Source organism: Saccharopolyspora sp. NPDC049426 (genome assembly GCF_040676935.1).
GTDB lineage: Bacteria > Actinomycetota > Actinomycetes > Mycobacteriales > Pseudonocardiaceae > Saccharopolyspora.
Genome location: NZ_JBFAPZ010000010.1, coordinates 1 through 25,868, shown reverse-complemented (window position 1 = coordinate 25,868; position 25,868 = coordinate 1). Strand labels below are relative to the sequence as shown.

The 25,868-nt window shown below is 71.2% G+C and carries 15 protein-coding genes; 12 read left to right on the top strand and 3 right to left on the bottom strand.

The features are described 5' to 3' along the window. Positions 1–133: 133 nt before the first annotated feature. From AB0J78_RS21680 to AB0J78_RS21645, 8 genes are all read left to right on the top strand, one after another. Positions 134–1,744 carry an alpha/beta fold hydrolase gene (locus tag AB0J78_RS21680; protein ID WP_363791742.1) on the top strand — a complete coding sequence of 537 codons (1,611 nt, stop codon included), beginning with the start codon at positions 134–136 and terminating at the stop codon, positions 1,742–1,744. Further along, positions 1,741–2,727 (top strand): R2-like ligand-binding oxidase, encoded by a 987-nt coding sequence (locus AB0J78_RS21675; RefSeq protein WP_363791740.1) that lies wholly within the window; start codon positions 1,741–1,743, stop codon positions 2,725–2,727. The genes AB0J78_RS21680 and AB0J78_RS21675 overlap by 4 nt, the downstream gene beginning before the upstream one ends. Positions 2,728–2,729: 2 nt before the next feature. Beyond that, positions 2,730–4,400, top strand: coding sequence for an MFS transporter (locus tag AB0J78_RS21670; RefSeq protein ID WP_363791737.1), 1,671 nt, complete (start codon positions 2,730–2,732; stop codon positions 4,398–4,400). Further along, positions 4,295–6,052 (top strand): fatty acyl-AMP ligase, encoded by a 1,758-nt coding sequence (locus AB0J78_RS21665; protein WP_363791735.1) that lies wholly within the window; start codon positions 4,295–4,297, stop codon positions 6,050–6,052. Before AB0J78_RS21670 ends, AB0J78_RS21665 begins: the two co-directional genes overlap by 106 nt. Next, entirely contained in the window at positions 6,052–12,444 is a 6,393-nt protein-coding gene (locus AB0J78_RS21660) for an SDR family NAD(P)-dependent oxidoreductase (RefSeq protein WP_363791733.1), read from the top strand. Before AB0J78_RS21665 ends, AB0J78_RS21660 begins: the two co-directional genes overlap by 1 nt. Then, the gene (locus AB0J78_RS21655; RefSeq protein WP_363791731.1) at positions 12,399–13,976 is read left to right on the top strand and encodes an acyl-CoA carboxylase subunit beta; all 1,578 of its coding nucleotides are present in this window, start codon (positions 12,399–12,401) and stop codon (positions 13,974–13,976) included. The genes AB0J78_RS21660 and AB0J78_RS21655 overlap by 46 nt, the downstream gene beginning before the upstream one ends. A 50-nt stretch (positions 13,977–14,026) precedes the next feature. Then, positions 14,027–15,013 (top strand): alpha/beta hydrolase family protein, encoded by a 987-nt coding sequence (locus AB0J78_RS21650; protein ID WP_363792263.1) that lies wholly within the window; start codon positions 14,027–14,029, stop codon positions 15,011–15,013. A gap of 464 nt (positions 15,014–15,477) precedes the next feature. Next, on the top strand, positions 15,478–16,689 hold the full coding sequence (locus AB0J78_RS21645) for a helix-turn-helix domain-containing protein (protein ID WP_363791729.1): 1,212 nt from the start codon (positions 15,478–15,480) through the stop codon (positions 16,687–16,689). Positions 16,690–16,693: 4 nt separating this feature from the next. Here AB0J78_RS21645 and leuD read toward each other — a convergent pair whose 3' ends face one another. Then, complete coding sequence (gene leuD / locus AB0J78_RS21640) at positions 16,694–17,305, bottom strand: 3-isopropylmalate dehydratase small subunit (RefSeq protein ID WP_363791727.1); 612 nt, start codon at positions 17,303–17,305, stop codon at positions 16,694–16,696. Next, positions 17,306–18,706: a 3-isopropylmalate dehydratase large subunit gene (leuC, locus tag AB0J78_RS21635; RefSeq protein ID WP_363791725.1), complete on the bottom strand. Its 1,401-nt coding sequence runs from the start codon at positions 18,704–18,706 to the stop codon at positions 17,306–17,308. A 157-nt stretch (positions 18,707–18,863) separates the two neighbouring features. On the opposite strand from leuC, the gene AB0J78_RS21630 reads away from it, so the two are divergent. Further along, positions 18,864–19,346, top strand: coding sequence for an Lrp/AsnC family transcriptional regulator (locus tag AB0J78_RS21630; RefSeq protein WP_363791723.1), 483 nt, complete (start codon positions 18,864–18,866; stop codon positions 19,344–19,346). A 5-nt stretch (positions 19,347–19,351) separates the two neighbouring features. On the opposite strand, the gene AB0J78_RS21625 is transcribed toward AB0J78_RS21630, so the two are convergent. Beyond that, positions 19,352–20,770, bottom strand: coding sequence for an SLC13 family permease (locus AB0J78_RS21625; RefSeq protein ID WP_363791721.1), 1,419 nt, complete (start codon positions 20,768–20,770; stop codon positions 19,352–19,354). 379 nt (positions 20,771–21,149) lie between these two features. Between AB0J78_RS21625 and AB0J78_RS21620 the strand changes: the two genes are divergently transcribed. The 3 genes from AB0J78_RS21620 (at position 21,150) to AB0J78_RS21610 (ending at position 25,801) form a co-directional block, all read left to right on the top strand. Further along, complete coding sequence (locus tag AB0J78_RS21620) at positions 21,150–24,593, top strand: indolepyruvate ferredoxin oxidoreductase family protein (RefSeq protein ID WP_363791719.1); 3,444 nt, start codon at positions 21,150–21,152, stop codon at positions 24,591–24,593. A gap of 98 nt (positions 24,594–24,691) precedes the next feature. Then, positions 24,692–25,348, top strand: a complete 657-nt coding sequence (locus AB0J78_RS21615) for an SDR family NAD(P)-dependent oxidoreductase (RefSeq protein ID WP_363791717.1) — start codon at positions 24,692–24,694, stop codon at positions 25,346–25,348. Positions 25,349–25,426: 78 nt separating this feature from the next. Further along, a complete protein-coding gene (locus tag AB0J78_RS21610) occupies positions 25,427–25,801 on the top strand; it encodes a cupin domain-containing protein (RefSeq protein WP_363791716.1) in 375 nt (124 codons plus the stop codon). Positions 25,802–25,868 lie beyond the last annotated feature (67 nt).

Below are 25,868 nucleotides of genomic sequence, written 5' to 3'. Positions count from 1 at the left end.
ACAAAAACGTTTTCGGCGATTGTCACGTGCGCGGAAACGGAAATACGCGTCCTTGCCGGAAGTTGAATTCCGTGCTTATGGTTCCGCCCCGTCGCCGCGAGTCGCGAATGGCGAACAACGAAAGGCGGACGAAATGCACAGCCGCAGGACGTTTGTATCGGTCTCGGCGCTGGCCCTCCTCGGTGCCGCCGCGCCCGCAGCGCGAGCGGAGACCGGTTTCACCACGCGCTTCGTCGACATCATCGCCGCGGACGGCGTCGCGCTCAAAGCGATGGTGATGGAACCCCGGACGCCGCAACCACATCCGGCGGTGGTCCTGGTCAGCGCGTGGGGAGGTGGATCCACCCAGAACGTCATGCCCGCTCGCACCCTGGCCTCTCACGGCTACGTCGTGGTCGCCTACGGGGCTCGGGGATTCGGCGAATCGGCGGGCGAGGTCGACACGGCCGGTCCCGCCGATATCGGCGACGTCACCACCGTGCTCGACTGGACTTGCGCCAACACCGCGACCGACCCGGCCCGCATCGGGCTCGCCGGGGTGTCCTACGGAGCGGGGATCGGGCTCATCGCAGCCGCTTTCGACCAGCGGATCCGCTCGGTCGTCTCGCTCAGCGGCTGGTACGACCTGGTGCACTCGCTGTACGGCAACGAGACCCGGCGCGGTCTCGTCGCGCTGATCCTCTACACCTCCGGTTGGGCTCACGGCAGGCTCAGCCGCGAGACCGACTGGATGCTGCGCACCTTCTTCGACCCCGACCCGGACCCCGCCGACCGGGAGGTGATCAACGAGTGGGCCCGGGTCCGCTCGCCCAGCCGGTATCTCGACCGGCTCAACGAGAACCGGCCGGCACTGCTGATCGGGCACACCTGGAGCGAAACGGTGTTCCCGCCGGACCAGATGGTCGAGCTCTTCAACGACTACGCCGGGGTCAAGCGCCTCGACCTGATCCCCGGCGAGCACGCGTCGGCCGAATCCGGCGGTCTGCTGGGTCTTCCGAGCGAGACCTGGGACACCGTCCACCGGTGGTTCGACGCCACCGTCGCGGGCACCGACCCGTCCGTCCTCCACGAGCAGCCGGTCGTGCTGCGGGCTCGTCCCGGTACCCACGAGCCCGAGTTCCACCCCGACTGGCGGTCGGCGGAAGGCGAGCCCAGGCGCTTCTACCTCGGTCCCGGCCAGGACGAAGGCGAAGGCGTGATCGGCGACGCACCGCGGCCGGGGTGGCACGTCGAGATCGACACCGATCGCGACACCGCGGCTTACGGCGGGGTGCCGCTGGCGAGCTACAGCTTCGAGGCGCTCTCCGGCGAACCCCCGAGGACGTGGCTGCCCGCCGTCGACCGCGAGCGCGGTGCGGTGTGGACCAGCCCGGAACTGCCGCAACCGCTTCCGGTGCGCGGGGCCGTGTCGGTGCACCTGACGGTCGTCCCGCCGGGCCCGACCGGCACGATCGTCGCCTACCTCTACGACGTGGACCCGACCGACGGCGCGCGACTGATCAACTACCTGCCGATGAGCTGGACCGACGCCGCACCGGGCGAGCCCAGGACGGTGGACCTGCGGTTCTCGCCGACGGCGTACGACGTCCCGGCCGACCACCGGCTGGGACTGGTGATCGACACCAAGGATCCGCTGTTCATCGACTGGAACTCCGGCGGTGGGCGGGTGGCGCTCACCTCACCGGAAGCGGAGCCATCCCATGTGGACATTCCCGTAGGACGTGGAGAGGGGACAGCACTGTGACCGGAAACGTGATCGACGCCCGTCCGCGAGAGCGCTCCCGAGAGGGCTTCCACTCGCTGCAGGAGGGCGGCCTGAACTGGGACTCGCTCCCGCTCCGCCTGTTCGACAAGGGCAACGCGAAGTTCTGGAACCCCGCCGAACTCGACTTCAGCCAGGACTCCGAGGACTGGGCAGGACTCGACGAGCAGCAGCGCTTCGCCGGGACCATGCTGTGCGCCCAGTTCCTCGGCGGCGAGGAAGCCGTCGCCGAGGAGATCCAGCCGTTCCTGGCCGCGATGCGGGCCGAAGGGCGCATCGCTGACGAGATGTACCTGACCCAGTTCTGCTTCGAGGAGGCCAAGCACGCGCAGGTCTTCCGTCTGTGGCTGGACGCGGTCGGGCTCACCGACGACCTGCACCACCACGTGTCCGACAACCCCGGCTACCGGGCGATCTTCTTCGACGCCCTGCCCGAGGCGCTGAACCGGTTGCACGACGACCCGAGCCCGGAGAACCAGGTCCGCGCCTCGGTGACCTACAACCACATCGTCGAGGGCGTGCTCGCGCTGACCGGCTACTTCGTCTGGAACAAGGCCTGCAAGCACGCCGGAATCCTGCCCGGGATGCAGCAGCTCATCCGCCGGATCGGCGACGACGAGCGCAGGCACATGGCCTGGGGCACCTTCACCTGCCGGCGGCACGTCGCCGCCGACGACGCCAACTGGGCGATCGTGCAGGACCAGATGGACAAGCTCCTGCCGCACGTGATGACACAGATCCAGCACTCGCTCGACCAGCTCGACGACGACCCCTTCGGCTTCGACCTGGGCGACGTGTTCGGCTACGCCACCGACCGGGCCGCCCGCAGGCTCAGCTCGATCGAGGCCGCGCGCGGTGCGGAGGTTGCCGCGATCGACGTCGACTACAGCCCGGAAGGCCTCGAGGACCAGTTCGGCGCCGAGGACGACGCCGCGCTCGCCGAGAAGCAGAACGTGGAGATGTGATCATGGTGTCCGGCCGACTCACCGGTCCGATCGGCATCGCGCGACCCCGCGGTGCGGCACTGCCGACGCTGCTGATCATCGCCCTGGTCGCGTTCGTCACCACGCTGGACAACAACATCGTGGCGGCAGCGGTTCCCTCCATCGGCAGGGAGCTGGGGCTCGGGTTGACCGAGCTGCAGTGGATCAGCCTCGGCTACATCCTGCCGTTCGCGGGTCTGCTGCTGGTCGCGGGCAACCTCGTGGACCGGTGGGGGCAGCGCCGCGCTCTGCTGCTCGGGCTGCTGGTGTTCGGAACGGCGGCCCTGGCCGGTGGTTTCGCCCGCGACGCCGCCGCGCTCATCGCCGCCCGCGTGGTGCAGGGCGCCGCGGCCGCGGTCCTGGTACCGGCGACCCTGAGCCTGCTGCGCACCAACCTCGACGTCAGGGGACGGGCGATCGGCGCGGGCATCTGGACGGCGGCGCTGGCGGTGGCGATCGCGGTCGGACCGGCCGCGGGCGGCATGCTCAGCGAACACCTGCACTGGAGCTGGATCTTCTTCAGCAACGTGCCCTTCGCGGTGGCGGCCGCCGCCCTGGCTCCCGTCGCGGCGGCGACGACCCGCCGACCCGCGCCGGGCCGGGCCGACGTGCGGGGCATGCTGCTGGTGACCACCGCGATGATCCTGTTCCTGATGGCGCTGGTCGGCACGGGCGAGCAGACCCCGGACCTGCTCGGCCGGATCGTCCCCGCGGGGTTGGGCGTGCTGGGGCTGGTGGCGTTCGTGGTGGTCGAGTGCCGCACCGCGCACCCGATGCTGCCGCGCGCGCTGGTAGCCGAGCGGGCGTTCGTCGGCGGGGTGTCGGTCCAGCTGCTCTGGGGACTGGGGGTCAGCGGCGTCTTCTTCTTCACACCGCTGCTGCACCAGGAGTCGCTGGGACTGACCCCCACCGGGGCCGGACTGCCGCTGGTGCTGGTCGCGGTCGCGATCGTCGCCGCGACACCGCTGGTCGCACCGGCCGTCGACCGCTGGGGTCCGCGGTACACCGTGCTGGTCGGGCTGGTCCTGGTCAGCGCGGGGCTGCTGGCGATCGCGGTCGTCAACCACGTCCCGTCGGTCCCGCCGCGGATCCCGGGGTTGCTGCTCATCGGTGCCGGGTCGGCGTTCACCACGCCGCTGACGTCGTTCTCGCTGGAAGTGGTCGCCACCCGGGACGCGGGCATCGCCTCCGGTGCGCTCACCGCCTCCCGCGAGCTGTCCAGCGCGCTCGGCGTCGCCCTGATCGGGCTCGTGCTCACCGTCCGCCAGAGCGCCGAGCTGTCCGCCGGCGCGCCCGAACCGGAAGCGCTGGCCTCCGGGTTCACCGCCGGGCTGGTGACCGCCGCGGTGGTGGAACTGCTGGCAGCGGCGGTCACCTTCGCCTGCTTCCGGACCCGCGAATTCGACCAGCACCGGGAAACCGCCGATTCCGGCGGCGGTGACCGGTCGAGAAATTCGTCCGACGGGAATTGTTCCTCCTCTTTTCGTCGAATGCGTTCCGCGCCGATTTCCGCCCGGATCCGCATTTCCCGCAAACCGTTTGGAGAATCATGCGAACGACTGCTGAGGTCATTGCCGACGCGCCCGCTTCGTGGCTCCGGGACGTCGAAGGGGCGTCGCTGTCCGCGCTGCTGGCGCGGTGCGGGCAGGAGATGAGCGACCGCCTGGCGGTCACGCACCTCGACTACGGCGAGAGCCCGGAAGGTCTGGCCGTGTCGCTGACGTGGGCCGAGCTCGACCGCCGGGCGAGCGCTGTGGCGGGCGCGCTGCAACGACTCGCGGCCGCGGGAGACCGGGTCGCGATTCTCGTGCCGCAGCGGGTCGACTACCTCGTGGCCTTCCTCGGAGCCTGCCGCGCGGGGCTGGTCGCGGTGCCGTTGTTCGCACCGGACCTGCCCGGCCACGCCGACCGGCTCGCCGGGGTGCTCGCCGACTGCGAACCGAGCGTGGTGCTCACCGTCGCCGACAAGCTCGACCCGGTCCGGGACTTCCTGCGCGAACGCGAGCTGGACGGCCCGCAGGTGGTCGCCGTCGACGAGGTGCCCGACTCCGCCGCCGAGGACTGGGACCCCGTCGAGCAGCGGCCGGACGAGCTGGCCTACCTGCAGTACACCTCGGGCTCCACCAAGGCACCGACCGGCGTGATGATCACGCACGGCAACGTGGTGGCCAACGCGGCGCAGGCGATGTCGGCCTACGAGGCGGTCGCCGGCCGCACCCCGACGGTGAGCTGGTTGCCGCTGTTCCACGACATGGGGTTGATGCTGGCGCTAGCCGCACCGCTGGTCGCCGGAACCCGCTCGGTGCTCATCGACCCCGTGGCGTTCATCGAGCGGCCCGTCCGGTGGATGCAGGCCCTGTCGGCGAACCCCGGTGCGATCAGCGCGGCCCCGAACTTCGCCTACGCCTACTGCGCGGCGCGCGTCGAGGACACCGACAAGGTGCGGCTGCGCCTGGACCACGTGCGGGCGCTGATCGACGGCAGCGAGCCGGTGCAGGCGGGCGCGATCGACCGCTTCCACAGGGCTTTCGCCGAGTGCGGGCTCAAAGCCCGGGTGCACCGCAGCTCCTACGGGCTCGCCGAAGCGACCGTGCTGGTCTCGGCGAGCCCGGCCGGGTCCGCCCCGCAGCGCGTGCACCTCGACCGCGAGCAGCTGGCGGCGGGCCGGGCGGTGCCGGTCAAGGGCGAGGACGTCAGCACGCTGGTCTCCTGCGGGCATCCGGTGGACCAGCTGGTGCGCATCGTCGACCAGCACACCGAGCGGGAGCTCCCGCAGGACCAGGTGGGCGAGATCTGGGTCCGCGGCGCCAACGTGGGACGCGGTTACTGGCGCAGGCAGGAGGAATCGGCGTGCACGTTCGTCCCCTCGACCGATGGCGCCGGGCACTGGTTGCGCACCGGGGACCTCGGGGTGATCCACGAGGACGAGCTGTACGTGACCGGCCGCATCAAGGACCTGATCATCGTCGACGGTCGCAACCACTACCCGCAGGACGTGGAGGAGACCGTCGAGCAGGCGCACCCGGCCGTTCGCAGACACTCGGCGGCGGCGTTCGCGGTGCCCACCGACGACGGGGAGTCGGCCGTGGTGGCGGTGGAGCGCGCAAGCAGGCTCGCCGAGCACGAGGTGGACCTCGACGAGCTGCGCCAGGCGGTGCGCAGCGCGGTCACCGGCAGGCACGGGCTCAACGTGCGCGAGCTCGTCGTCCTCGGCCCCGGTGAGGTGCCCCGCACCTCCAGCGGCAAGATCTCGCGCTCGGCGGCGCGCAAGCACTACCTCACCGGAACTCTGCGAGGGAGCTCGTGATGAACGCCCGAAACACGATGAGCGAAGCCGAGGTTCGGCAGTGGCTGGCCGACCGGATCGCGCACGCGAGCGGTCTGCCGGCCGACCGCGTCGAGGTGGACAGGCCGTTGCACGAGTTCGGGTTGTCCTCCCGGGACGCGGTCGCGCTGGCAGCGGAGCTGGGGCAGCGGCTCGGCAGGCGGCTCTCGCCCACCCTGGTGTGGCAGAACCCGACGATCGCGGCCCTGGCGGCGCGGCTGTCCGGCGACGGAGACGAGGACGAGGAGATCGAGATCCCGCGACCGCGGATCGGTCACGACGAGCCGATCGCGATCGTCGGGCTCGGCTGCCGGTTGCCCGGGGGAGTGAACTCCCCGCAGGACTTCTGGCGGCTCCTGGACGGTGGTCGGGAGGCCATCCGGGACCTGCCCGAGGGTCGCTGGACCGACTTCGCCCCGGCCGAGGATTGGCACGACCTGCCCAGGCGCGGCGGATTCCTGGACGACGTCGCCGGTTTCGACGCCGCGTTCTTCGGCATCACCCCGGTCGAAGCCGCGGCGATGGACCCGCAGCAGCGCATCCTGCTGGAGGTGACCTGGCAGGCGCTGGAGCACGCGGGAATCCCGCCGAAGTCGTTGCGCGGCAGCCGGACCGGTGTGTTCGTCGGGCTGTCCTCCAGCGAGTACGGGTCGTTGACGATGGGCGAGCTCGACGCGGTCGACGCCTGGACGGGAACCGGGGCCGCGGCGGCGATCGCCGCGAACCGCCTGTCCTACCTGCTCGACCTGCGCGGACCGAGCCTCACCACCGATGCGGCGTGCTCGTCGTCGCTGGTCGCGGTGCACCAGGCGGCGGCGAGCCTGCGCGCCGGTGAGACCGACCTGGCGTTGGTGGGCGGGGTGAACCTGATGCTGTCGCCGGGGATCACCGCGAACTTCCACCGCGCGGGCGTGCTCTCGGCCGACGGGCGCTGCAAGCCCTTCGAAGCCTCCGCCGACGGCATCGTGCGGGGCGAGGGGTGCGGCGTCGTGCTGGTCAAGCGCCTCACCGACGCCCGCCGCGACGGCGACCGGGTGCTGGCGCTCGTGCGCGGCACCGCGACCAACTCCGACGGCCGCTCCAACGGGATCGTCGCCCCGAACCCGGACGCGCAGCGGGCGCTGCTGCGCGACGCCTACGCCGCCGCCGATCTCGATCCCTCCGTCGTGGACTACGTCGAGGCGCACGGGACGGGAACGGCCCTGGGCGACCCGATCGAGGCGGAGGCGCTCGGTGCGGTGCTCGGTGGCTCGCGCTCCGCCGACCGCCCGCTGCTGCTCGGCTCGGTCAAGAGCAACCTCGGGCACCTGGAGGGCGCCGCCGGCCTCATCGGGCTGATCAAGGTCGTGCTAGCGATGGTGCACGGGCGGATCCCGCCGAGCCTGCACCTCGACGAACCCAGCCCGCACATCGACTTCGTCGCCGAAGGGCTGCGCGTCGCCGGCACCGGCACGCGGTGGCCCCGCTACTCCGGGATCGCCAGAGCGGGCGTGTCGGCGTTCGGCTTCGGAGGCACCAACGCCCACGTCGTGCTGGAGGAGTGGCCGGACGCCGAACCCGATCCGGAACCCGACGGCGTCCCGCACGTGTTCGCCCTCTCCGCGCGCACCCCGTCGGCGCTGCGCCGCCGCGCCGCCGACCTCGCCGACCGGCTCGACGACGATGCCCGGCTCGGCGACGTGGCCGCAGCGCTGGCCACGCGGCGAGACCACCTCGCGCAGCGCGCGGCCGTGGTCGCCACCGACCGCGACCAACTGGCCGAGCGGCTGCGGGCCGTCGCGCGGGCCCGCCCGGAGGATGGCGCCCTCGTCGGTGAAACCGGCGACCCCGGCGTCGTGTTCGTGTTCTCCGGGTACGGATCGCAGTGGTCGGGGATGGGACGACGACTGCTGGAGACCGAACCCGCCTTCCGCTCCGCGGTGGACGGCCTGGACCCGGTCTTCCAGGCAGAGGCCGAGTTCTCGCTCGGCGACGTGCTCCGAGGCGATGTCCCGGCACCGGACCTGGCCGCCCGGCAGCAGGTCCTGTTCGGGACGCAGGTCGCGCTGGCGGCGACCTGGCGCGCGCACGGCGTCGAACCCGCTGCGATCATCGGCCACTCGATGGGCGAGGTCGCCGCGGCCGTGGTCGCCGGTGCGCTGCCGGTCGCCGACGGCCTGCGGGTGATGGCGCTGCGCTCCCGGCTGCTGGGCGTCATCGACGCCACCGGTGCGGGCCGGATGGCAGCCGTCGAGCTCTCCACCGCCGAGTTCGGCGAACTCGCCGAGGACTACCCCGACGTGTCCATCGCGGTGCACGCCTCGCCCACCCAGTGCACCGTCACCGGTGAGGCGGAACAGGTCGACGACCTGGTCGAGCGCGTGGAGGCGATGGGCCGGATGGCCAAAACGCTCGACGTCCGGGGCGCCGGGCACTCGCCGGCCGTCGACCCTGTCCTGGACGAGTTCGTCGTCCGCCTCGGCGAGCTCAACCCCGCTGAAGCCGAGATCACCTGCTACAGCACGGTTCTCGACGACGTGACGGGAGTTCCGGAGTTCGACGAGCACTACTGGGCCAGCAACCTGCGGCGCCCGGTGCGCTTCACCCAGGCCCTCGCCGCCGCGATGGCCGACGGCCACCGCGGCTTCCTGGAGATCTCCCCGCACCCCATCGCGCGATCCGCCGTGGAAGGCACCGCCCGAGCGGCCCGGATCGACCGGGTCTCGGCGATCCCCACGCTGGTCCGCGACGCCGACGACCAGATCAGCCTGCTGCACGGCCTGGCCGCGCTGCACGTGGCCGGGCACGCGACCGCGCTGGCGAGCCGGTACCCGCAGGCCCCGGTGGTCGACCTGCCCGGACCGGTGTGGGAGCACCAGCCGCACTGGGTGCGGCGCGCACGCCGGTCGGCACCTGGCGAGCACCCGCTGCTGGGCACGCACATCGAGATCCCGGACAGCGACCACCACGTGTGGCGCGCCGAGGTGGGCACCGACGTGCAGCCGTGGCTGGCCGACCACGTGGTCCACGACGTCCCGGTGCTGCCCGCGACGGCGTACCTGGAGGCGGCGCTGTCGGCCGCCCGCGTGGCGTTCGGGACCGACCGGCCGCTGCGCGTGCGGGACCTGGAGCTGCGCCAGCCCTTGCCGCTGACCAGCGGCACCACCGCGCACACCTCGCTGCGCAAGACCGGACCCGACTCCGTTCAGGTGGGCGTGCACACCAAGTCCGCGGCGGGCCGCTGGATCCGGCACGCGGTGGCGACCGTGCGTGCCGAGTCCCCCGACCGGCCCGACCAGGTGCCCCTCGACGAGGTCACCGACGAGACCCCCGGGGCACGCCCGCTCGACGTGTACCGCGAGCTCGCCGAGATCGGGCAGCGCTACGGCCCCGCGTTCCGGGGTCTGCGCGGCGTGCGGGCGGCGCCCGGCCGCGCTTCGGCGGGCATCGCGCTGCCCTCCGAGGCACCGCCGAGCAGGCACTTCGCCCTGCATCCGGCCCTGGCGGACGCGTGCCTGCACACCTTGGCCGCGGCAGCGGCCGACCGGGTCGCCGAGCAGCAGACGCTCTACCTGCCGATGTCCATCGGCTCGGTACGGGTGTTCGGCGACCCGTCCGACGGCGTGCGCTCCGACGCCGTGCTCGACCCCGCCGACGAGCAGGGGGACGGGCTGGTCGGCACCGTGCAGCTCGTCGATCCCGCCGGCCGGTTGGCCGCCGAGATCGCCGAGGACGGCGACGATCCGCTGATCCTGTCCACATCGGACATCGTGAGCCTGCGCGAGGCGAAGGCCAACGCGGGACCCGACGCCCCGCTGGCGGGCGTGCTGCTGGTGGCGGGATCGTCAGAGCACTACGACTCCTCGGAGCACTCCCGGCGGCTGCTGTTCAACGCGGCCACGGCGGCCAACGAGCTGACTGCCGCCGAGGGCCGGTTGTGGCTGGTCACCCAGGACGCGGTGGCGGTGCGCGACGGCGAGCCGGGAGCACCCGGCGCGGCGTTCCTCCGGGGCCTGGTCCGGGTGCTGGCCTTCGAGCACCCGGAGCTGCACGTCACCCACCTCGACCTGGACCCCTCCAGCGCCGGTGCGCTGATGACCGAGCTCGACGCCGGACCGCCGGACGACGAGGTCGCCTGGCGGGAGGGAACCCGCTACGCCGCCCGCCTCGTGCGGGCTGAGATCCCCGAAACCGCTGGGGTTCCGGCGGTGCGCGACGGTGCCTACGCGATCACCGGCGGTCTCGGCGGGCTGGGCCTGCTCGTGGCGCGGTGGTTGTCCGAGCGCGGTGCGAGCAGGGTCGTGCTCTGCGGGCGCAGCGCCCCGTCGGCGGAGGCCGAGGCGGTGTTCGAGGAGCTGCGCGGCAGGGGGACCGAGGTGCGACTGGTCCTCGGCGACATCGCCGAGAACGGCGTGGCCGAGCAGCTCGTCGGCGAGGCCGGCGCCGACGGCATGCCGGTGCGGGGCGTGCTGCACGCGGCAGGCGTGCTGGCCGACGCCACGGTCAGCACCCTGACCGAGTCCGACCTCGCCCGGGTGTGGCGGCCGAAGGTCCTCGGGGCGAGCAGGCTCCACGAGGCGACCGCCGGACTGGAACTGGACTGGTGGCTGGTGTTCTCGTCGGCGGCCGCGCTGTTCGGCTCTCCCGGCCAGACCGCCTACGCCACCGCCAACGCCTGGCTGGACGCCTTCGTCCAGTGGCGCCGCGACCGCGGGTTGCCCGCGGCGACCATCAACTGGGGCCCGTGGGACGAGCTCGGTGGTGCGGTCGGACGTGACTCGGCCGTGCTGCGGCCGCTCACCCCGGCGGAGGGCGTGGAGGCCCTGGAAGCGGTGCTGGCCAGCGGACGTGCCGCGACGGGCATCACGCGCCTGGACGTGGCGGGCACGCTGGCGCTGTTCCCCGAACTGGCCAGGCGCCCGATGTTCGGCGAACTCGCCGCGGAGGTCGCGGCCGGGCAGGACGGAGCGGAGTTCGACGAGGCCGGACCCGACGTCGACGCGCTGCGGGGGATGGAACCCGCGCAGGCCCACCGCACGATCCTCGACGCCCTGGTCGGTCGCATCGGTGCCCTGACGGGCCTGGCGGAGGCGGACGTCGACACCGGCGCACCGCTGACCCGGCTCGGCCTGGACTCGCTGATGGCGATGCGCGCCAGAACCGCGTTCGAGCGCGACTTCGGCATGACGGTCCCGATCCCGATGCTGCTGCGGGGCGCGAGCCTGGCCGAGGTGGCCGCGCACGTGGCCGCCGAGCTGGGGCTGGGACCGGCCGAGGAGCCCCAGCGGGCCGACGCCGCGCGGTCGGTGCTGGAACCCCGCGAGCAGGTCGAGCGGTGGGTCGCGACGTTGTGGCGCGAGGCGCTCGGCGTCGAGGTCCTCGACGTGCACGACGACTTCTTCGCCCTCGGCGGCGACGAGGGCTTGTCCCAGCAGGTGCACGCGCGGGTCGTCGAGCAGCACCCCGGGGCGCCCGGTCGCGCGGAGCTGTTCGCCAGACCGACCATCGCCGCAATGGCCGACCTGCTGCGGCCGGAGGTCGAGGCCGCGGCGGAACCGGTGCTGGCGCTGCGCGACCGCGGTGACCGCACCCCACTGTTCCTGTTCCACCCGGCCGGCGGCTCCACCGGCGTCTACCGGCCGCTGGTGGACCTGCTCGACGACCAGCAGCCCTGCTACGGATTCGAGCGGCTGGACGAGGCGAACTCGGTGGAGGACATCGCCGAGCGCTACATCGGGATGCTGCGCGAGATCCAGGACCGCGGACCGTACCGGCTCGCCGGCTGGTCGTTCGGCGGCTGCCTGGCCTACGAGGTCGCCCGCCTGCTCACCGAACTCGGCGAGCAGGTCGACGTCGTGGCCATGATCGACAGCATCCTGCCGCTGCCCGCGGCGGAGAACGCGCAGCAGGACCTGCTGCTGAGCCGGTACGGCCGGTTCCTGGAGTACGTCGAGCAGACCTACGGCACCAGCCTCGGCATCCGCGTCGAGGAGCTGGGCGGGCTCTCGGAGGACGAGCAGATCCGCTTCGTCATGGACCGCATCGCCGAGCGGGTCCCCGACATGGGCGAAGCCGTGCTGCACCACCAGTACACGTCCTACGTGGACGCCCGGATCGCCGAGCGGTACCGGCCGCGCCCCTACCCGGGCCGGGTGGTGCTGTTCCGCTCCAGCGAACCGCATCCGCTGACGACCTCGCTGGACCCGCGCTACCTGCGCACCGACGATTCGCTGGGCTGGGACGAGTTCTGCTCCGACCTGCGGATCGTGCGGGTGCCCGGCGACCACGTGTCCATGATCGACCCGCCGCACATCTCGGTGATCGCGCACCACCTGGAGGGAGAACTGGCATGTTCGAAGCGACCGTCGATCGCGCGACCACCGCGGATCGGATAGCCGACCTGGCCGCTCGCCACGAGGAGGTCACGCAGGCGGCCGAGAAGCGCGCGCGGGACCGCCAGCACGCCAAGCACAAGCTCACCGCCCGCGAGCGCATCGACCTGCTGCTCGACGCCGATTCGTTCGTGGAGATCGACGAGTTCGCCCGGCACCGGTGCACCGATTTCGGCATGGACCGCAGCAGGCCCTTCGGGGACGGCGTGGTCACCGGCCACGGCACGGTCGACGGCCGTCCGGTGTGCGTGTTCTCGCAGGACTTCACGGTGTTCGGCGGGAGCATGGGGGAGACCTTCGGGCGCAAGGTGCTCAAGGTGATGGAGCTGGCGATGAGCATCGGATGCCCGGTCGTGGGAATCAACGACTCGGGCGGCGCCCGCATCCAGGAGGGCGTCGAATCGCTGGCCTACTACGCGGAGCTGGGACGGCTGAACACCCACGCCTCGGGCGTGGTGCCGCAGCTGTCGATGATCATGGGACCGTGCGCGGGCGGTGCGGTGTACTCGCCGGCCATCACCGACTTCACCGTGATGGTCGACGGCAGCTCGCACATGTTCGTCACGGGGCCCGATGTCGTGCAGGCGGTGTCGGGTGAGCGGCCGGGGCTGGAGGAGTTGGGCGGTCCCGCCACCAACGGCGAGGTCTCCGGGAACGCCCACTACGTGGCCTCCGACGAGGAGGACGCGTTCTCCTGGGTGCGGACCCTGCTCGGCTACCTGCCCGCCAACAACCTGGAAGCGGCCCCGGCGTACGAACCCGAGGAGCCGGCCGCGCTGGACGAGGAATTGGACCGCCTGGTCCCGGATTCGGAGAACCAGGCCTACGACATGTACGAGCTCATCGAGCGCGTCGTCGACGACGGGGAGTTCCTGGAGGCGCACGGCAGGTTCGCCCCCAACATGATCTGCGCGTTTGCGCGGATCGAGGGCAACACGGTCGGCGTGGTGGCCAACCAGCCCAAGCGGCTGGCCGGGGTGATCGACATCGACGCCTCGGAGAAGGCGGCGCGGTTCGTGCGGTTCTGCGATGCCTTCAACATCCCGCTGCTCACCCTCGCCGACGTGCCCGGGTACCTGCCCAGCGTCGCGCAGGAGCGCAGCGGGATCATCCGCCGCGGGGCGAAGCTGATCTACGCCTACGCGGAGGCGACGGTGCCGAAGGTGACCGTGGTGGTGCGCAAGGCGTACGGGGGTGGTTATGCGGTGATGGGTTCCAAGCACCTCGGCGCCGACGTCAACATCGCCTGGCCCACCGCGGAGATCGCGGTGATGGGAGCGCGGGGTGCCGCGGCGATCCTGCACCGGAAGCAGCTGGGGGAGGCCGACGACGAGCAGCGCGACGCCCTGCACGAGCGGCTCACCGCTGAGTACGCGGAGGCGTTCGCCAACCCCTACCGGGCGGCCGAGCGCGGGCACGTGGACATGGTCGTGCAGCCCTCCCGGACCCGGTTCCACGTCGCGCGGGCGTTGCGGATGCTGCGCACCAAGCGGCAGTCGTTGCCCGCCAAGAAGCACGGGAACCTGCCGCTGTGACGCGGGGAACGCGTTCCCCGCGGGTGCTGGCGGTGCTGGTGGTGGCGGCGATGCTGGTCGGCGCCGGTTCCAGCGCGGCGGCGCCGCCCGGCGCCGCCGCGGACGACGGGGCGAGGGTGGTTCGGGAGTCCAGGGTGGACGATCGGGAGGTCGATCTGGAGATCGCCTCGCCCGCGCTGGGCGGAACCGCGATGGTCCGGCTGCTGCTGCCCACCCGCTGGGCGGCGGAGCCGGACCGGGCCTGGCCGGTGCTGTACCTGCTGCACGGCTGCTGCGAGACGGCCGACTACCAGGCGTGGACGTGGTTCACCGACGTCGAGGAGTTCACCGCGGACGAGGACGTGCTGGTCGTCATGCCCAGCGGCGGTCCGGCCGGGATGTACTCGCCGTGGTGGAACTTCGGCGCGGGCGGGACGCCGGACTGGGAGACCTTCCACGTCACCGAGCTGCGCCAGATCCTGGAGCGGAGCTACCGCGCGGGCACCCGGCGGGCGGTGGCCGGCGTGTCCATGGGCGGGTACGGCGCCCTGGCCTACGCCTTCCGGCACCGGGGGATGTTCGGCGCCGCCGCGTCGCTCAGCGGGATCCCGAACACGCTGCACCCCGGCGCGCCCTCGGTGATCAAGGGGCTCCTGGTGCGGGAGGGGCTGAACCCGCTGTCGCTGTGGGGGGACGAGGTGGTCAACCACCGGATCTGGTCGGAGCACAACCCGTTCGACCACGTGGCGGAGCTGCGCGGCATCGGTGTGCACATCTCGTCCGGCAACGGGCTGACGGGACCGCTGGACCCGCCGGGGCAGATGGACCCGCTGGAGTCGGCGTCGTTGGCCACGTCGAAGAGCTTCACCGATCGGCTGGCGGCCGAAGGAATTGCGGTGACAGCGCACTTCTACGGCGACGGAACGCACGATTGGCCCTACTGGCGGCGGGAGCTGCGATCCGCGTGGCCGGTGCTCGCCCCGGCTCTCGGGTTGAATTCCGCGCGCGGTGGATTCGGTTACGGGAACGACGGGAATTCGTCAAAACGGACCGATTAGTCGCGTTGAATCAATTGCCCCGATCGTCTCCGGTCGAGAAAAGTGGGAAAAACGGTGATGTGAATCTTCTTCGCGAAGTCCTGGTCGTGATGCTTAAGTAGGAGCTCGGCGGTGTGAACGCAACGGCGTGAGCGGGTTTTGTCATCCCGGCACAAGTGGAATCCGCAAAATTAGCACCGGCCAGAAGAATTGCCACCCGAATAGCCGAAAGCGACATGTGCGCATGCAAACCGGAAGGGTGGTGCGTTGACAGTTCCGGCTGTCGTCCATATGTTCTCATGATTGCGAACGCGTTATCTAATGAAACGCGTTGAGCCCCGATTCGCTGCGCTTGGGGGAGAGATATGCCGATCGACGTCGGGTCCGGAGCTGTCCGAGAAGGGGGGTCGCGCGGGAGAACCCAGTTCGGCGGCGTCGGCCAGCGGACGGATCCCCGGCGTCGGACTCCGTCATCGCACAACGAGATGAGGCCGGGGATCGCCGAGAACGGCCGGGCCAGAACGCTGTTCACCGCGTTGCCGAAGGAGATCGGGGAAGGCTTCCGGCCCTACGTCGCCCCGCTGGCCAAGGCGATCGTGCGGGAGATCCAGGGCGTGGTTCCGGAGTACGCGCAACCCCTGGACACCGCCTTCGGCGTGTACTTCACGCGCGGGATCGAGCACGCGATCATCCAGCCGCTCAACAACATTCGCGACGACGGCGAGGACGGGGTCGACAGCTGGTCGGAGTACTTCCGCCTGCTGGGCAAGCTGGAGTTCGCCGCGGGCCGCGGCCTGGAGAGCCTGCAGACCGCTTACCGCGTGGGCGGCCGGGTCGCCTGGCGGCACTTCGCTGAGTTCGGCAAGCGCCTCGACGTCCAGGTCGACCTGCTGTGCCTGTGCGCCGAGGCGATCTTCGCCTACGTCGACGACCTCTCCAAGCTGTCGATCGAGGGCTACACCACCGCCCAGGAGCGCGAGGTCGGAACGCTGGCCCGGCGCAGGCGCCGACTCCTGGAACTGCTGCTGGCCGACCCGCCGGCATCCCCGCAGACGATCGGCGACCTCGCCGACAGCGCCCGGTGGGACGTGCCCGAATGGGTCACCCTCGTCGCCCTCGAACCCAGCCCCGACGAGCTGGAGCAGGACCCCGCGCAACCGTTCGGCGAGGTGCTGGCGAACGTGGACGGCAGCACCCCCTGCATGCTCGTTCCCGACGAACCGGCCGACCCGGCGGGGCTGGCGGCCGAGCTCCGCGGCAGGCGCGCCGCGATCGGCCCGAAGGTCCGGCTCGGCGATGCCGCCCGCTCGCTGCGCTGGGCGCGCCAAGCCATCGACCTGGTGCAGCGCGGTGTCCTCCCGGACCGCCCCCTGACCCGCTGCGCCGAGCACCTCACCACGCTGTGGCTGCTCAGCGACGAGTTCCTGGTCCGCCAGATCGGAGCCCACTGCCTCGCCCCGCTCGGCGAGCTCACGGTCAAGCAGCGGGCGAGGCTGAGCGAAACCCTGCTGGTCTGGCTCCAATCGCGCGGCAGCGCCAGGGAGCTCGCCGAACGCCTGGGCGTGCACCCGCAGACCGTCCGCTACCGCATGAACAAGCTGGAACAGCTCTTCGGCGACCGCCTCAACGACCCCGAGGACCGCCTCACCATGGAGATCGCCCTCCGCGCCGAAACCCTCCTGGCCCGCAGCACCTGACCGGTCACCGGCAGCCTGCCGCCCACCTCCTGCCGGTGGTGGGCAAAGCCGGACGTCGTCGGGATTCGTAGCCCGCGATGTCGTCGGTGTGCTGCGAGGTGAGGCCGATGTCGTCGAGCCCGGCGAGCATGCGTTCGCGCACGTCGGGCTCGATCGGGAAGGGCTCGTCGATCCCGCGTGCCCGAACCCGCTGGGCGACGAGGTCGACGGTGACCGGCGCGGTGGGCTCGGCTTCGAGCAGCCGCCACAGCCGTTCGACGACCGGAGTGGGCACGACCACCGGCAGCAGTCCGTTCTGGTGGGCGTTGCCGGCGAAGATGTCGCCGAAGCGCGGTGCGATGACCGCGCGGAAGCCGTAGTCGGTGAGCGCGTACACCGCGCCCTCGCGAGAGGAGCCGGTGCCGAAGTTCGGGCCGGCCACCAGGATCGTCGCGGCCGAGTAGGGCTCGACGTTGAGCACGAAATCGGGGTCGTCGCGCCAGTCGGCGAACAGGTCCTGGCCGTGACCGGCCTTGGTCAGCCGGGTCAGGAACCGGACCGGGATGATCTGGTCGGTGTCGACGTCACCGGCGCGCAGCGGCGCGGCCTGTCCGGTGTGGACGGTGAACTCCTGCATCTAGCGCTCCAGATCCGCGGGTGAGGTGAGGCGGCCGGTGACGGCGCTGGCGGCGGCCACGGCAGGGGAGACGACGTGCGTGCGCGCCCCCTTGCCCTGGCGGCCCTCGAAGTTGCGGTTGTTGGTCGACGCGGCCCGCTGCCCGGGACGCAGCCGGTCCTCGTTGACCGCCGCGCACAGCGAGCACCCGGAGGTGCGCAGCTGCACCCCTGCCGCGGTGAACACCTCGTCGAGACCTTCGGCGACGGCTTGCCCGCGGACCGCGTCCGAGCCGGGCACGAGGTAGACCTGCACGCCTTCGGCGACGGTGCGACCGCGCAGCACGTCGGCGGCGGCGCGCAGGTCCTCGATCCGGCCGTTGGTGCAGGAACCGATGAAGACCGCGTCGATCTCGACGTCGCGCAAGAACGTGCCCGGCCTCAGGTCCATGTAGGACAGAGCCCTGGTGGCCGCGGCGCGTTCCTGCGGGTCCGCGAAGGTGGCGGGATCGGGCACGGTCGCATCGATCGGCGCGCCCTGAGCGGGATTGGTTCCCCAGGTGACGAACGGGCGGATCTCGTCGCCCTCCACGACGACCTCGCTGTCGAAGGTGGCGTCGTCGTCCGAGCGCAACGTCCGCCAGTGGGCGACCTCGGCTTCCCACTCGGCCCCGGTGGGGGCGTGCGGACGCCCTGCGAGGTAGTCGATCGTCGTGTCGTCGGCAGCGATCATGCCTGCGCGCGAACCGGCTTCGACGGTCATGTTGCACACCGTCATCCGCGCCTCCATCGACAGCGCCTCGATCGCCGGGCCCTGGTACTCCACGACGTGGCCCTGCGCGCCCAGAGTGCCGATCTGCGCGATGAGCGCGAGGATCAGGTCCTTGCCGGTGACGCCCGTTCCGAGCGTCCCGGTGACGGTGACCCGCATCGTCTTCGGCCTGGTCAGCGGCAGGGTCTGAGTGGCGAGCACGTGCTCGACCTGCGAGGTCCCGATGCCCATCGCCAGCGCTCCGAACGCACCCATCGTCGTGGTGTGCGAGTCGCAGCACACGACCGTCATGCCGGGGTGGACGAGTCCGAGCTCGGGCCCGATGACGTGGGCGATGCCCCGCTCGGGGTCGCCGCGCCGGTAGACCTCGATGCCGAACTCCGCGCAGTTCTCGGCCAGCAGCGCGGCCTGCCGCCGCATCGCGGGTTCTTCGATGCGCTTGAGCAGGTTCTGCGTCGGGACGAGGTGGTCCTCGGTGCCGAGGGTGAGGTCGGGCCGGCGCACCGCACGTCCCGCGGCGCGCAGGCCGTCGAACGCGATCGGGGTGTTGATCTCGTGGAGCAGGTGCAGGTCCACGTAGAGCAGGTCCTGCGCGCCGTCGGTGCGCACGACGTGGGAGTTCCAGACCTTCTCGGCCAGCGTCCGGGCCAACGGGGCCTCCTCGTTCAGCTCGTCGGTTTCGTTCGGACTGGTTCCTGGTTGCTTCTGAGTCAGCGAGCAACCGAACGGGTGAGCATCTGGTACAACAGATCGACGATGCTGGATGCCAACGTCCAGGAGCCAGATCACTCGCCCAGGAGGAGCCCTCATGTCATCCCCCTTCGAGCCGCTGGACATGGCCGTGCTCCGGCTCATCGCCGAGGAACCCCGTGCGGGTGTGCGCGAGTACGCCCGCCGGCTCGGCGTGGCCAGAGCGACGGTGCAGTCCAGAGTCGACAAGTTGCAGCGCCTCGGCGTCCTGATCAGCTGGCGACCGCAGTTCGACCCGGCCGCCATGGGTTATCAGGGCTTGGCCTACGTCCGGCTCAACCTCGCGCAGGGCAGGTTGGACCACGCGCTCGACGGTCTCAGCCGGATTCCCGAGGTCATCGAGGCGAACGCGGTCGCCGGTGACGCCGACCTGCTGTGCCGGGTGGTCGCCAAGGACAACGCGGGGCTGGAGGAAGTCTTGCAGCAGATCATCGCCGTGGACGGCGTCGAGCGGATCTCCACCGAGGTGGTGCTGAGCCGCCGCATCATGCCGAGGATCTCGCCGCTCATCCGCAAGCTGCACGACGAACTCGGCCGCTGAGCGCCTCATCCGAGCACCATCGACAGCGGCACGATCACCGCGATGGCCACGACCGAGGCCACCGAGACCGATGCCGAGAAGGTCTTGAGCGTGCCGCGCGTGGTCAGTCCGGTCAGCGACTGCAACAGCCAGAAGGTGTTGCTGGTGACGTGGATGGCGAACAGCGATCCCGCTCCCGCCGCCAGCGCGATCCACACCGCGTCGAGCCCGATCATCGGCGCGAGGGGCGCGAGGATCCCGGCCGCCGTGATCGCCGAGATCGACACCGAGCCGACCGCGATGTGCAGGATCGCTGCGACCACCCAGACCATCAGCAGCGGGAAGGCGGTGCTCGCCGAGAAGTGCCGGCCGAGGATGTCGCCGAGGCCGATGTTCTCGATCGTCAGCGCCAGCGAGCCGCCGACCCCGTTGAGGATGAGGATCTGCCCGCTCTCCCGGAACCCGTTGCGCAGCGCCTCGTCCATCGCTGCTTTCCCCACCGCGCGCCGGGTGACGAGGATGGTGCCGATGAGGCCCACCAGCAGCGCGATGACCGGGTCGCACACGAAGGCCAGCGGCGCGATCTCCAGCTCGACGATGTCGAGGATCGCACCGGTCGCGATCAGCCCCAGCGCTCCCATCACGGGGGCGAACAGCAGGACCAGCGGCGGCCGGGAGGTCGTGGTCACCTCGGTCTCGGACGCAACAGCGCTGGACGCAACGGATTTCGCCGGCTGCGTACCGCTTGAACCACGCGGGCCCGGTGCGCTCTCGGCGTCGCTGCCGGCCGCCGCGGACGCAGGCAGCTCGTCCTTGCTCTCGTCCCACCAGCCGTGGCGGAACACGAACTGCATGATCGCCACCGAGATGACGGTGGTGGGAACCGCGACGAGCAGGCCGAGCGAGAGCATGGTTCCCAGCGGAACGCCGAGCACGCCGGCCAGGGCGAGCGTGGCGATGCCCGGCACGACCATGACGACGCCGACCTCCATGCCGATCGCCATCGCCGAGATCATCCGGGGCGTGCCCGCCTTGCCGATGCGCATTCCCAGTCCGCGCGCCAGCGGCGCCACGATCACGACCAGCACGTCCAGGAAGATCGACTGGAGCACGGTCGCGACGCTCACCGACAGCGCGTACGGCATGCGCTTGGGCCCGATGTGCTTGAGGAGGGCTTCGATCAGCCGCTCGATCGCGCCCGACCGCTGCAGCAGCGATCCCGCGAGGACGCCGAAGGCGACGAGCAGGCCGATCTCGGCCATGAGATCGCCGAAACCCCGAGTGATGGCTTCGATGGTCCCGTCGACGCCCAGGCCGGAGGTCATCCCCAGGTAGGAGGAGCTCAGCAGCAGGGCGATCACGGGATTGACCCGGAACCGGGTGATCAGCAGTACCGCGGCGAGGATCGCGAACGCGGTGTTGAGCAGGATCAGGCTGTTGGTCATGGCGGTGGCATCCCCGTGTCGCGCTCGGTGATGAGCGATCGGACGTCGTTGTCGTGAGGGCTGCGGGTGGGCCGTTGTGGAGCGAGAACGTAACCGCCGGTGTCCAATGCGTAAATAGTCAGGCTGATTTCTGGACCAGTTGTGCAAATTGATCACGGTTTTGCCTGCCACGGCGAGCCAAGGGATCAGTGAACCGTCGGCTGAGGTCCGGTTGTGCACCAGAAGTACATCCGATACGACCGTTGGCACAGTTCCTGGAACGCGGCGCACCGCGAAATCTGGCCGTTGGACCAGAAAGTGTGGAATCAGTTGAACAACCGGGTTTACCAGGCATAACGTGACCCGCGTCTCGTCTCGACGCGTTGGAAGAGGTGCCGGCTTGAGCACGACCATCGACACGCCGACCCGCGGTTCGTTCTCGCTCGACGCCCGCTACCTGGCCGAGGACGGTGCGGTGTACCTGACCGGCGTGCAGGCGCTCGTGCGAGCCCTGCTCGACCGGAGCCGGCACGACCGGCGGGCAGGGCACCGCGGTTCGCTGTACGTCACCGGTTACGAGGGGTCCCCGCTGGCCGGCTACGACCTGGAGATCCAGCGCCGTTCCCGGCTGATGGCGGACCACGGCGTGGTGCACGCGCCCGCGCTCAACGAGGAGCTCGCCGCGACCGCGCTGGTCGGCACCCAGCTCGCCGGGCAGGTCGCCGAGCTGACCACCGACGGCGTCACCGGCTTCTGGTACGGCAAGGCCCCGGGCCTGGACCGGGCCACCGACGCGATCCGGCACGCCGCCCTGATCGGCACGTCCCCGAAGGGCGGTGTCGTCGCGCTCGTCGGAGACGACCCGAGCGCGAAGTCCTCCACCGTGCCCTGCTCGTCCGAACCGGCCCTGGCGGACCTGCAACTGCCGACCTTCTACCCGGCGGACTCCCAGGAGGTCATCGACCACGGTCTGCACGCCGTCGAGCTGTCCCGCGCCAGCGGGCTGTGGACGGCGATGAAGGTCGCCACCAACGTCGCCGACGGCGCCTCCACCGCCCACGTCGATCCCCGGTGGACCGCCCCGGACATGGACGGGCTTCCCGGTGGCCTGCAGGCCTACTCGCACGTCCCGCACGCGCGCCTGCTCGGCCCCGAGCTCGCCGAGCTGGAGCGGAGCCTGAACCAGGTCAGGATGCCGATCGCGCTCGAGTACCTGCGGCGCAGCGGCGTCAACCGGATCCTCGGCGCGACCGGCTCGGCCCGGATCGGGATCGTCGCGGCCGGCAAGACCTACCTCGACGTGCGGCAGGCGCTGGACGAACTCGGCCTCGACGAACCGGCCTGCGAGGACCTGGGGATCCGGCTTCTGAAGCTGGGCGCGGTGATCCCGGTCGAACCGGAGATCGTGCGCGAGTTCGCTAGCGGGCTCGACGAGATCGTGGTGGTGGAGGACAAGCGGGCCTTCCTGGAGGTCGCGCTCAAGGAGATCCTCTACGGGCTTCCGGGTGCTCCGCGCGTGACCGGCAAGCGGGACCCGCACGGTGCCCGGTTGTTCAGCGACGTCGGCGAGCTCGACCCGGGCGCAGCCGGGGCCGGACTGCGACGACGTCTGCGCGACAACGGATTCCCCGTTCAGTCCGAACAGGACGCGGAGCGACCCGAGCGGATCATGCTGCCGCTGGCCGCCCGCACCCCCTACTTCTGCTCCGGGTGCCCGCACAACTCCTCGACGAAACCGCCGGAAGGTGCGCTCGTCGGCGGTGGCATCGGCTGCCACGCGATGGTCCTGCTGATGCCGGAGGAACAGGTCGGCACCGTCACCGGGCTGACGCAGATGGGCGGCGAAGGCGTGCACTGGATCGGCATGGCGCCCTTCGTCAGCACCACCCACTACCTGCAGAACCTCGGCGACGGGACCTTCGCCCACTCGGGCAGCCTCGCGATCCGGGCGGCGGTGGCCGCCGGGGCGCCGATGACGTTCAAGATCCTGTTCAACTCGACGGTCGCCATGACCGGTGGGCAGGACGCGGTCGGCGCTCGCGGTGGCCTGACGCAGCTGGTGGAAACCGTGCTCGCAGAAGGGGTCTCCCGCATCGTCGTGACGGGCGACCGGCCGGACCGGGTGCGAAAGGCGTTGCGCCGAGCCGGAGTGCTCCGCGACCGGGTGAGCGTGCGCCACCGGGACGAACTCGTCGAGGTCCAGACGGAGCTGTCCCGCGAACCGGGCGTGACGGTCCTCGTGCACGACCAGGAGTGCGCGGCCGAGAAGCGGCGCAAGCGCAAGCGCGGATCGCTGCCCACCCCGGCGACCAAGGTCGTGATCAACGAGCGGGTGTGCGAGGGGTGCGGTGACTGCGGGCAGAAGTCGAACTGCCTCTCGGTCCGCCCGGTCGACACCGAGTTCGGCCGCAAGACGCAGATCCACCAGTCCTCCTGCAACCTCGACTACTCGTGCCTGGACGGCGACTGCCCGTCGTTCGTCACCGTCGTCCCCGACACCGAGAAGCGTTCCGCGACACCGGTCGTGCCGCCGGTGGGTCCCCTGCCCGAGGCGGTGCCGCAGGTCCCGGTCGACGACTTCACCCTGCGCATCACCGGAGTCGGCGGCACCGGCGTCGTGACCGTGGCCCAGGTGCTGGCCACCGCCGCGGCCATCGACGGCAGGCACGTGCGCGCCCTCGACCAGACCGGCCTCGCGCAGAAGGGCGGCGCCGTCGTCTCCGACGTCAAGATCAGCACCACCCCGATCGCGCGAGCGTCCAAGATCACCGACGGCGAGTGCGACCTCTACCTGGGATGCGATTCCCTCGTGGCCACCGACCCCGGCCAGCTCAAGTCCACCAGCCCGGACCGGACGATCGCGGTCGTGTCCACCGCGGAGGTCCCCACCGGGCACATGGTCGTGGACCCCACCGCGACCTTCCCCGACCAGGGCAGCATCCGCTCGGCCGTCGACGAGCACGTGGCGCGGGCGCACCACCTCGCCGCAGACCGGCTCTCGCTGGAGCTGTTCGGCGACGAGCAGTTCGCGAACATGCTGCTGGTCGGGGCGGCCTTCCAGGCCGGGGCGCTCCCGCTGCCGGCCGAGGCGGTCGAACAGGCGATCCGCCTCAACGGCGTGCGCGTCGAGGAGAACCTGCTGGCCTTCGGCCACGGCCGCCGCGCCCTCGTGGGCGAGCCCGCTCCCGAACCCGCGCCGATGACCCTCGACGAGCTGATCGCGCACCGCACCGACGAGCTCACCGACTACCAGCACGCCCGCTACGCCGCCGACTACCGGCGCTTCGTCGACCAGGTCCGGGCCCGCGAGGCCGAGGCTGTCCCGGGCAGCACGGCGCTCACCGAGGCGGTGGCGCGCCACCTGTTCAAGCTCATGGCCTACAAGGACGAGTACGAGGTCGCCCGGCTCTCGCTCGACCCGGCGCTGGAGAACGACGTCCGCGCGCAGTGGGGGCCGGGTGCCCGGGTGAGCTACCGGCTGCACCCGCCCGTGCTCCGGGCCCTGGGCATGCGGCGCAAGATCGCGCTGGGCCCGTGGTTCCGCCCCGCGTTCCGCGCGCTGCGCGGACTCCGGCGACTGCGCGGCAGCGCCCTCGACCCGTTCGGCCACGCCCACGTCCGCAAGGTCGAACGCGCCCTCATCGTCGAATACCGCACGGCCGTCGAAGAAGCGCTGCCCGCCCTCAGCGGAACCACCCTGCCCGCGGCGCTGGAACTCGCCGAACTGCCCGACATGGTCCGCGGCTACGAGCAGATCAAGCTCGACTCGGTCGAGAAGTACCGCGAGCGCATGACCGCGATCCGCGAGACCCTGGCCGAACTCTCCGCGGAGGTACCGGCCTGACCACTCGCTGGAGCGGCCTCGGAGGTGTTGGATGGAGGCCCGGCGCTTCCGAGGGCAGGGCACGACGTGCCGGACGTTCGTCCGATGAAAGGAGAGCCATGACCACCATCGCGATCATCGGTGCCGGTCCGGGACTGGGCGCCTCCGCGGCGCGCCGGTTCGGGCGGGAGGGCTTCTCCGCCGCGTTGATCTCGCGCACGCAGGACAACGTCGACCGCCTCGCCGCCGAACTCGGCAACGACGGGGTCCGGGCACGCGGGTACGCCGCCGACGTGCAGGACCGGGAACGCGTGGTGGAGGCGCTGAAATCCGCCGCAGACGATCTCGGAACGATCGAGGTCCTGCAGTACAGCCCGGCACCGCGCAGGGAATTCCTGCGTCCGGTGCTCGACACCGGTGTCGACGACTTCGCGGCCGCCGTCGAGTTCTCCCTCCACGGCTCGGTCACCGCCGTGCAGCAGGTGCTGCCCGGGATGACCGAGCTGGGCAAGGGCACGATCCTGCTGGTCAACGGCGGCAGCGCGGCGACGCCCAACGGCAACGTCGCTGGCACATCCGTCGCGTTCGCCGGCGAGTCCGCCTACGGAACGATGCTGCACGACGCCCTCGCACCCAGGATCCACGTCGGGCAGCTGGTCGTTCCCGGAACCATCGGCGGGGGAGACCCCATGTTCGCCCCGGACGCGCTGGCCGAGAAGCTCTGGACGATGCACGTCCAGCGCGGCAACTTCCGCGTCACCGTCGGGCCGGCGTGACGGGCGGGGCAGAAAGCCCCTGGCACCTGTTTCGCGGCGGGAACACGCTGGTCGGGTAGCGCTCGGAAGGAGCGGATCATGACCATGCACAGCACACAAGCGGTCGAATGCCGCGGCTTCGACCGTCCCGACGACGTACGCGAGTTCGAGCACGGCCGCGCCGAGGTGCTGCAGATGGCGGGCGGCACCATCGGGCGTCTCGTGCTGCACCCCGGGTGGCGGTGGAGCCAGGACGTCAAACCCATCGCCGGCACCGACTGGTGCGAGGCACCCCACTTCCAGTACCACGTCTCCGGGACGTTGCACGTGAAGATGTCCGACGGCAACGAGTTCGACGTCGGCCCCGGCTCGGTCAGCTCCCTGCCGCAGGGCCACGACGCCTGGGTCGTCGGCGACGAGGACGTCGTCATCGTCGACTGGTACGGCGCCAGCGACTACGCGAAGCGGAGCTGATCGCGGGCGGGGGGGGGGGGGGGGGCGCGCCCCCCCCCCCCCCCCCCCCGCGGGGGGGGCGCGGCGA